Source organism: Erysipelatoclostridium sp. DFI.2.3, from assembly GCF_019132535.1.
Taxonomy (GTDB): Bacteria; Bacillota_I; Bacilli_A; order Erysipelotrichales; family Erysipelotrichaceae; genus Clostridium_AQ; species Clostridium_AQ innocuum.
The window spans coordinates 25,246-34,246 of record NZ_JAHOOJ010000030.1 but is presented as its reverse complement, the minus strand read 5'-3'; the positions used below and the strand labels follow the sequence as shown (position 1 = coordinate 34,246).

Below are 9,001 nucleotides of genomic sequence, written 5' to 3'. Positions count from 1 at the left end.
CTACTACATAAATACTTTTCAATATAAACACGATGGAACGCGGAGTGCGGTGAAAGTCGCACGCTCCGTGTGAATGGGGGGAAAAGTTTGAGATATTTATAATATCAGGAACTTACCTATCCATATACACATGGTTTTTAAGTAACGCCCAGAGCTTAGTGCTTATGGCGATTGTGGTTATTGGTATCTACTTAGGGTTCAAACGTGAGTTTTCAAAACTTATCGGCTTCTTGGTAGTTGCCTTGATTGCTGTCGGTTTGGTATTCAATGCTGGCGGTGTGAAAGACGTATTGTTAGAGCTGTTCAATAAGATTATCGGTGCGTAAAATTTTATTGTGGTGCTGATATGAGAATGCTATAATGTGGATATGAAGAAAGCGACAAATGGGAATTTTGGGGGAGAAGTAAGATGTGTAAAATATTGTTAGTCAGACCGTCTAAACAATATGCAGACCAAGTTATGTCATATAAAGAAGAAATGTCACAAAATGGAGATAGTTTTGACGGTTGTGCTGGTCTTGAAAATGTACAATCATTTGAGGAATGGATTGATTTTGAAGCAAGATTAAAAGCAAAATATAAGGACGGATATGTTCCATCAGAAGTGTTTTTGGCTATACGAAAAAAAGATAACTATGTTATTGGCATGATTGATTTTCGACACCCATTATCCGACTTCCTCTTTAATTTTGGTGGTAATATCGGATATAGTGTTCGTCCATCGGAACGGCAGAAAGGTTATGCGTCCGAAATGTTAAGATTGATTTTACCTATCTGTCATGAGTTTGGGGAAAGCAAAGTTTTACTAACATGTGATAAAAAGAATGAAGCATCACAAAAAACGATTGTAAGAAATGGTGGCGTGTTGGAAAAAGAAATCCCTGATACAGTAGGACTTAGTGAAAGTGGAATTATCCAACGATACTGGATTTCAATATAGACTCTCTTTCATCAAATCCAGTTTGTAAAAGTCAATAAATACAAAGATAAATTTGAAGTTAGGAGACTAATACTATGAAAGGATTTGAACGCAAAAACCAATTATTCTCTCTTTGTGGATTGAATTGTGGGTTGTGTCCTATGCTTTTAGGAAATCATTGTGGCGGTTGTGGCAATGGTAATCAATCATGTAAAATTGCAAGATGTAGTCTTGAACATGGAATGATTGAATATTGCTATGAGTGCAAACAATATCCGTGTGAAAAATATCAACACATTGATGATTATGATATTTTTATTACGAGCAGACGACAAAAAGCAGATTTAGAAAGAGTGAAAATCATAGGCATTGAGCAATATAATCTTGAACAGCAGGAAAAAACACAAATTCTTTCTTACTTACTTTCTAACTATAATGACGGGCGTAGAAAGACTTTCTTTTGTGTAGCAGTCAATTTATTAGAACTTTCAGAATTGCAAGAAGCAATGAAACAAATACAATCAAATGACGAATTGACCTTACTACCATTTAAGGCACAATGCTTGTATGTGGTAGAGATGTTTCAGAAGATTGCCGACAGAAGAAATATAAAACTGAAACTTATCAAGAAAAAGTGATTTTTAAATTTCAGTTTGACAACTTCATATCCATACACACAAAGCAGTTAGTCTTAAGATCGACTGCTTTTTTCTTACTTTAATTTCAGATTGGAGTGATGAAATGAACGATATTTTTAAGGATATGCAGGCAAAGGTTGGCTGTGAAAACATTTCAGACCTGCCCTCTTACAAACGTAAAGTGTGGCATGAAATGAAGCAACTGAACTTTGCTGACTATGAAGAAAAACAGTTAGAAGATTTTTCTAAATATGTGTTTGGTATGTCATGCCAGACCTTAAAAGATGTGATGAAACAACAGAAAGGACGTGAGGAACAATGCAGGAAACAAGGGTGCTGGTGGAAACGAGCGGAACAACTGGCGAAGAAACAACATCATACTGGTTCGACCTGCCGATAGATGTTGCCGAGTTTGAAGAAAAGTTAGGTGTCGGTGCAGAAAGTGGGGATTACCGCATTATTGAAAAGGTACTGCCCTTTGCTGATGAAGTCCACGAACATACAAGCGTGTACCAGCTCAACGAATTAGATTTTATGTACCGCCAGCTTTCAAGCGATATGCAGGAAGAATATACAGCACTTCTTACCGTATATGAGAACTTAGAAGCACTTTATATTTGCAGGAACGTGATTGCGGTTTATCCCGACTGCAAAAGCATGATAGATGTTGCAAGACAAAAGCTGATGAACGACCCGACGTTCAAACATTTATCTGAGGACTGTCAAGAATACTATTTCAATTTTGAAGCCTACGCTTCGCACTTGCAGGAACACGGACGTTATCTTGTAACAGAACATGGTATTTTTGAACTGCCAGAGTAAGGAAAGAGGTGGTGCTTATGATTGATGATATGGCGGTTTATATTGCTAATCTTGGCAAATACAATGAGGGATATTTAGTCGGTGCGTGGTTCTCTTTCCCTATTGACGAGGAAGATGTGAAAGAAAAAATCGGTTTGAATGAACAATATGAGGAATACGCTGTCCATGATACTGACAACTTCCCTATCGACATAGGGGAATATGTTTCCATTGAAGAACTCAATGAGATGTATGAAATGATAGAGGAACTTCCCGACTATATCGTAGAGTGTCTGGACGAATTTATCAGCCACTACAGGACGCTGGAAGAAGTCGTGGAACACAAGGACGATATTTATTATTATCCAGACTGTGAAACCATGACAGACGTTGCCTACTACTACATAGACGAATTGCAGGCACTTGGCGACATTCCACCCAGCTTACAGAACTACATTGACTATGAAGCCTACGGGCGAGATTTGGATATGGGCGGTTGCTTTATTGAAACAAGCCGAGGTATGTGCGAGATACCTTATTAACGCTGGAAGATCAGCGACAAGCATTGTTGCTACTGACAGCGTATTTCTCTTTTAAGGGACAGTCTGAAACATGGCTGTCCTTTTCTCTTTTTAAGAACTTACGAAAGGAGCTGAAAGAACTTGAAAAAGATTAAATCTTATACGGGTATCTGGAACGTGGAAAAAGTCTTGTATGCAATCAATGACTTTAACTTACCCTTTCCCGTTACCTTTACACAGATTACATGGTTTGTAATTACAGAATTTATCATCATTCTGTTTGGGGATATTCCCCCACTTTCCATGATTGAGGGAGCATTTCTCAAATACTTTGGTATTCCCGTTGCTCTCACTTGGTTTATGTCGCAGAAAACCTTTGACGGAAAGAAGCCGTACAGCTTTTTGAAATCACAGATAACCTATGCCCTGCGACCTAAAATCACTTATGCAGGAAAAGCCGTAAAACTGCATAAGCAGACCTTGAATGAAACAATCACGGCAGTAAGGAGTGTGAACTATGTTCCCGATAAAATATATTGACAATAACCTTGTCTGGAACAAGGACAATGAGGTGTTCGCCTACTATGAGCTGATACCATACAATTATTCTTTCCTATCCGCAGAGCAGAAATTTATCGTGCATGACAGCTTTCGACAGCTAATCGCACAGTCCCGTGAGGGTAAAATTCATGCGTTGCAGATTGCCACAGAAAGCTCAATACGAAGTATGCAGGAGCAGTCAAAGAAACTGGTAACGGGGAAACTTCGTGAGGTGGCAGTCCAAAAAATAGACGAACAGACCGAAGCGTTAGTATCTATGATTGGGGACAATCAAGTGGACTACCGCTTTTTTCTTGGCTTTAAGCTCATGGTTACGGAAGAACAACTCAATCTGAAGAATATTAAAAAATCGGCATGGCTGACGTTCACGGAATTTCTCCATGAAGTGAACCACACGCTGATGAATGATTTTGTTTCCATGCCGAATGATGAAATCAACCGTTACATGAAAATGGAAAAGTTACTGGAAAATAAAATCTCCCGTCGCTTTAAGGTGCGTCGCTTGGAAATCAATGATTTTGGGTATCTCATGGAACATCTTTACGGCAGGGACGGTATCGCCTATGAAGATTATGAGTACCAGCTACCAGAGAAGAAATTGCAGAAAGAAACGCTGATAAAATACTACGACCTTATCCGCCCGACAAGGTGTGTGATTGAGGAAAGCCAGCGATATTTACGCTTGGAACATGAGGACAAGGAAAGCTATGTGTCTTACTTTACTGTCAATGCGATTGTAGGCGAGCTTGATTTTCCGTCGTCTGAAATCTTCTATTTCCAGCAACAGCAGTTTACATTCCCCGTTGATACTTCTATGAATGTAGAAATCGTGGAGAACAGAAAGGCTCTTAGCACAGTAAGAAATAAGAAAAAGGAATTGAAAGACCTTGACAATCACGCTTATCAAGCAGGAAGTGAAACCAGCTCAAATGTGGTAGACGCTTTAGACAGCGTGGACGAGCTGGAAACAGACTTAGACCAGAGCAAAGAAAGTATGTATAAGTTAAGCTACGTGATACGGGTGTCTGCACCCGATCTTGACGAGCTGAAACGCCGTTGTGATGAAGTCAAGGACTTTTACGACGACCTCAATGTAAAGCTGGTGCGTCCTGCTGGGGATATGCTGGGGCTTCATTCTGAATTTTTACCAGCCAGCAAGCGATATATCAACGACTATGTGCAGTATGTAAAATCAGACTTCTTGGCTGGGCTTGGCTTTGGGGCGACCCAGCAGTTAGGGGAAACTACAGGTATTTATATGGGCTATTCCGTTGATACGGGAAGAAATGTGTACCTGCAACCGTCTTTAGCTTCGCAGGGCGTAAAAGGTACAGTTACAAATGCCCTTGCTTCTGCTTTTGTCGGTTCTCTTGGCGGTGGGAAATCGTTCTGCAACAATCTTCTAGTGTACTACTCTGTTCTATTTGGGGGACAAGCGGTTATCTTAGACCCTAAATCAGAGCGTGGAAACTGGAAAGAAACACTTCCAGAAATCGCCCATGAAATCAATATCGTAAACCTTACCAGCGACAAGGACAATGCAGGACTTCTTGACCCGTTTGTGATTATGAAGAACGTCAAAGACGCTGAAAGTCTGGCAATCGACATCTTGACATTCCTTACGGGTATTTCCTCTAGGGACGGCGAAAAATTCCCCGTACTTCGTAAGGCGGTACGTTCCGTTACCCAGAGCGACAGTCGGGGCTTGCTCCATGTGATAGACGAGTTACGCCGTGAAGATACGCCAGTATCAAGAAATATCGCAGACCATATCGACAGCTTTACCGATTATGATTTTGCACATCTGCTGTTTTCAGACGGTGCGGTGGAAAATGCTATCAGTCTGGATAACCAGCTCAATATCATTCAAGTAGCTGACCTTGTATTGCCAGATAAAGATACCACCTTTGAGGAATACACGACCATTGAATTATTGTCGGTATCTATGCTGATTGTCATTAGTACCTTTGCCCTCGACTTTATCCATTCGGACAGAAGCATTTTTAAGATTGTAGATTTAGATGAAGCGTGGGCATTCTTGAATGTGGCACAAGGCGAAACCTTATCAAACAAGCTGGTTCGTGCTGGTCGAGCTATGCAGGCAGGCGTTTATTTTGTTACACAATCTTCTGGGGACGTATCAAAAGAAAGTCTGAAAAACAATATCAGCTTAAAATTCGCTTTCCGTTCTACTGACATTAACGAGATAAAGCAGACCTTAGAATTTTTCGGTATTGACAAAGAGGACGAAAACAACCAGAAACGCCTGCGTGATTTGGAGAACGGACAATGTTTGTTGCAGGACTTATACGGGCGTGTCGGCGTGGTACAGATACACCCCGTCTTTGAAGAACTGCTACACGCCTTTGATACCAGACCGCCTATACAGAGAAATGAGGTGGAGTGATGAAAGAAAGGATACAGAGTGCGTTCACAAAAAAGAAGATTTTCCACTTTCTCAAAATGGCTCTGTTCGTGGTGGCACTCTCCCTTATCCTGCTTTCACTTCTGGGGACGGTGGCTCATGCCACGGGGCTTGTGGACGATACGATAAACGCAGAAAATCTATATTCCAAATATCCGCTTTCCAACTATCAGCTTGACTTCTATGTGGATAATAGCTGGGCTTGGTTGCCGTGGAACTGGCTGGACGGTATCGGGAAATCGGTACAATATGGTTTGTACTGTATCACTAATTTTGTCTGGACGATAAGCCTTTATTTAAGCAATGCCACGGGTTATGTGGTGCAGGAAGCCTATAAACTTGATTTTATTAACGATATGGCAGACAGTATCGGACATGGCATACAGACCTTAGCAGGCGTTACCTCAAGCGGTTTTTCCAGCTCTGGCTTCTATGTCGGTTTCCTGCTTCTCATTATCTTAGTGGTGGGACTATATGTTGCCTATACGGGACTGATTAAAAGAGAAACCAGCAAGGCACTTCACGCCGTTATCAACTTTGTTGTGGTGTTTATTTTGTCGGCTTCATTTATTGCCTATGCTCCCGACTACATCAAAAAGATAAATGAATTTTCAAGCGACATCAGTACCGCTTCTTTGGATTTGGGAACAAAAATCATGCTCGCAGGCTCTGACAGCGAGGGCAAGGATAGCGTGGACTTGATACGGGACAGCCTATTCTCTATTCAAGTGGAACAGCCGTGGCTACTTCTGCAATTTGGAAACAGCAACGCAGAGGAAATCGGGGCAGACCGTGTCGAAGCTCTCGTATCGGCAAGCCCAGAGGACGAGGACGGAAAGACCAGAGAGGAAGTCGTGAAAACAGAAATCGAAAGTAACGACAACAACAATCTGACGATACCGCAGGTCGTAAACCGTTTGGGTATGGTGTTCTTCCTCTTGTTCTTCAACTTAGGTATCACGATATTTGTATTCTTGCTTACGGGTATGATGTTGTTCAGCCAGATACTTTTTATTATCTTTGCCATGTTTCTGCCTATCAGTTTTCTGTTATCCATGATACCGAGTTATGAAAGCATGGCAAAGCAGGCAATCGTGAGGGTATTTAATACCATAATGACAAGGGCAGGAATTACGCTTATTGTAACGGTGGCGTTCAGTATTTCCAGTATGTTTTATAACATTTCCACAGACTATCCGTTCTTTATGGTGGCGTTCTTGCAGATAGTGTGTTTTGCTGGTATTTATATGAAGTTAGGTGACTTAATGAGTATGTTCTCTTTAAATGCCAGCGACAGTCAAAGCATGGGACGAAGAATTTTCCGCAGACCGTATCTCTATATGGCACATAGGGCTAGGCGTATGGAAAGACGGCTTGCTAGTGCTGTTACCGCTGGCGGTGTTGCTGGTGCGGTGGCTGGTAGTACAGTTTCTAATGCACGGACAACAAGGAACAATTCAGCAAAAGATAACCGAGGCAATACATATTCCAGCATGGGACAACGTGCAGGCTCAAAGGTGGGTGCTGTCTTAGATACGAAAAATAAAGTCAAGGACAAAGCAAACGCCATGAAAGAAACGGTCAAAGATATGCCGACACAGACCGCTTATGCGGTGTATTCCGCAAAGGAAAAAGCAAAAACAAGTGTATCGGACTTCAAGCGTGGCATGGTGCAGGAACAGCAGTCCAGACAGTCGGGACGCTTGGAAAAGCAGGAACAGCATAAGAAGAATATCGCTGATAAGCGTATGGAGCTTCAAAAAGCACAAGAAGCAAGGCAGGCACGAAAGACGGACGGATCAGCGACATCGGGAGCTACCCGTCCCCATGAACGACCAGCCACAGCTCCAACTTCTAAAACAAGCAAGCCAGTCAAAATAAATTCTGCGAAAAAACGTCCGCTATCTTCGGGGGTTTCTGATGTGAAAGCTCCACAATCGGCACAGCCAGTACATAGACAGAATGTAGAAAAAGTTCCCGTATCAGAGAAAACACGTCAGAATTTCAAGGCAGAGCGTACAACAAAGGCACATATCGTCCAGCAACCAAAGAAAATAACGGAAACAACTGAAAAGAACCGTAACGCAGTATTTACGAAAGGACAGAAGAAAAAATGAAACTGAAACATATCGCTCTTATCGGCAGTCTGTTTCCTATCCTCTTTTCCATAGTCCTTTTCTTTGGGGTACTGATGAGTGCGGACAGCGACGACGAGAACAGCAACTTTTCTTCGGGCATTACGGGTATGAATTTATCCGCAGAAGTCTTGAAACATCAGCCTATGGTGGAAAAGTACGCTAAAGAATACGGTATTTCTGAGTATGTGAATGTGTTACTGGCTATCATTCAAGTAGAAAGTGGCGGTACGGCAAAAGATGTCATGCAGAGTTCAGAAAGTCTTGGTTTACCGCCCAACTCGTTAGATACAGAAAGCTCAATCAAGCAGGGGTGTAAATATTTTGCGTCCCTGCTTTCTTCCTGCAAAAATCAAGGAATAAATGATTTGAATGTGGCGATACAGTCCTATAACTATGGCGGTGGCTATGTGAGATATGTGGCAGGAAAAGGAAAGAAACATACTTTTAACCTTGCAGAGAGCTTCGCCCGTGAGAAATCGGGCGGTAAAAAAGTAACCTACACCAACCCGATAGCCGTTGCAAAGAACGGGGGCTGGCGTTATGGCTATGGAAATATGTTCTATGTGGAATTAGTCAATCAGTATTTAACTGTTCCGCAGGTATCGGGAGAACTGGCACAAAAGGTAATGAATGAAGCATTGAAATATCAAGGGTGGAAATATGTTTATGGTGGTAGCAATCCCAACACTTCCTTTGACTGTTCGGGGCTTGTGCAATGGTGCTATGGGAAAGCTGGTATTTCATTACCGAGAACCGCCGACTTGCAGTATGACGCAACACAGCATATCCCCTTATCGCAGGCAAAGGCTGGGGACTTGGTATTTTTCCATTCTACCTATAACGCTGGTTCGTATGTTACCCATGTGGGAATATATGTAGGAAATAATCAGATGTACCATGCAGGCGACCCGATAGGATATGCAGACTTAAATAGTAGTTACTGGAAACAGCACTTAATTGGTGCAGGACGAGTAAAACAATAGAAAGGACTTGAAAAT

General features: G+C 41.9%; 10 protein-coding genes. All 10 read left to right on the top strand.

The window, feature by feature from the left end; all coding sequences use genetic code 11:
* The first annotated feature begins 101 nt into the window (after positions 1-101).
* The 10 genes from KSZ58_RS20410 to KSZ58_RS20365 all read left to right on the top strand — a co-directional run bounded on the left by KSZ58_RS20410 (position 102) and on the right by KSZ58_RS20365 (position 8,986).
* Positions 102-326: a hypothetical protein gene (locus KSZ58_RS20410; RefSeq protein ID WP_033624592.1), complete on the top strand. Its 225-nt coding sequence runs from the start codon at positions 102-104 to the stop codon at positions 324-326.
* A gap of 134 nt (positions 327-460) precedes the next feature.
* Positions 461-940 carry a GNAT family N-acetyltransferase gene (locus KSZ58_RS20405; protein ID WP_217752920.1) on the top strand — a complete coding sequence of 160 codons (480 nt, stop codon included), beginning with the start codon at positions 461-463 and terminating at the stop codon, positions 938-940.
* A 74-nt stretch (positions 941-1,014) separates the two neighbouring features.
* On the top strand, positions 1,015-1,557 hold the full coding sequence (locus tag KSZ58_RS20400; RefSeq protein WP_077723295.1) for a DUF3795 domain-containing protein: 543 nt from the start codon (positions 1,015-1,017) through the stop codon (positions 1,555-1,557).
* Positions 1,558-1,660: 103 nt separating this feature from the next.
* Positions 1,661-1,957 carry a conjugal transfer protein gene (locus KSZ58_RS20395; RefSeq protein WP_077723294.1) on the top strand — a complete coding sequence of 99 codons (297 nt, stop codon included), beginning with the start codon at positions 1,661-1,663 and terminating at the stop codon, positions 1,955-1,957.
* On the top strand, positions 1,876-2,379 hold the full coding sequence (locus tag KSZ58_RS20390; RefSeq protein ID WP_077723293.1) for an antirestriction protein ArdA: 504 nt from the start codon (positions 1,876-1,878) through the stop codon (positions 2,377-2,379). Before KSZ58_RS20395 ends, KSZ58_RS20390 begins: the two co-directional genes overlap by 82 nt.
* Positions 2,380-2,396: 17 nt before the next feature.
* Positions 2,397-2,900, top strand: coding sequence for an antirestriction protein ArdA (locus KSZ58_RS20385; protein WP_077723292.1), 504 nt, complete (start codon positions 2,397-2,399; stop codon positions 2,898-2,900).
* A gap of 120 nt (positions 2,901-3,020) precedes the next feature.
* Entirely contained in the window at positions 3,021-3,419 is a 399-nt protein-coding gene (locus KSZ58_RS20380; RefSeq protein ID WP_004843362.1) for a conjugal transfer protein, read from the top strand.
* A complete protein-coding gene (locus KSZ58_RS20375) occupies positions 3,397-5,847 on the top strand; it encodes an ATP-binding protein (protein WP_077723291.1) in 2,451 nt (816 codons plus the stop codon). The genes KSZ58_RS20380 and KSZ58_RS20375 overlap by 23 nt, the downstream gene beginning before the upstream one ends.
* Complete coding sequence (locus tag KSZ58_RS20370; protein ID WP_217752919.1) at positions 5,847-7,982, top strand: CD3337/EF1877 family mobilome membrane protein; 2,136 nt, start codon at positions 5,847-5,849, stop codon at positions 7,980-7,982. Before KSZ58_RS20375 ends, KSZ58_RS20370 begins: the two co-directional genes overlap by 1 nt.
* On the top strand, positions 7,979-8,986 hold the full coding sequence (locus KSZ58_RS20365; protein WP_021372415.1) for a lysozyme family protein: 1,008 nt from the start codon (positions 7,979-7,981) through the stop codon (positions 8,984-8,986). Before KSZ58_RS20370 ends, KSZ58_RS20365 begins: the two co-directional genes overlap by 4 nt.
* Positions 8,987-9,001 lie beyond the last annotated feature (15 nt).

Coding starts and splice junctions, on each gene's coding strand:
- KSZ58_RS20405 (WP_217752920.1), top strand. CDS start 461: ATGTCATATAAAGAAGAAATGTCACAAAATGGAGATAGTTTTGACGGT.
- KSZ58_RS20400 (WP_077723295.1), top strand. CDS start 1,015: ATGAAAGGATTTGAACGCAAAAACCAATTATTCTCTCTTTGTGGATTG.
- KSZ58_RS20395 (WP_077723294.1), top strand. CDS start 1,661: ATGAACGATATTTTTAAGGATATGCAGGCAAAGGTTGGCTGTGAAAAC.
- KSZ58_RS20390 (WP_077723293.1), top strand. CDS start 1,876: ATGCAGGAAACAAGGGTGCTGGTGGAAACGAGCGGAACAACTGGCGAA.
- KSZ58_RS20385 (WP_077723292.1), top strand. CDS start 2,397: ATGATTGATGATATGGCGGTTTATATTGCTAATCTTGGCAAATACAAT.
- KSZ58_RS20375 (WP_077723291.1), top strand. CDS start 3,397: ATGTTCCCGATAAAATATATTGACAATAACCTTGTCTGGAACAAGGAC.
- KSZ58_RS20370 (WP_217752919.1), top strand. CDS start 5,847: ATGAAAGAAAGGATACAGAGTGCGTTCACAAAAAAGAAGATTTTCCAC.
- KSZ58_RS20365 (WP_021372415.1), top strand. CDS start 7,979: ATGAAACTGAAACATATCGCTCTTATCGGCAGTCTGTTTCCTATCCTC.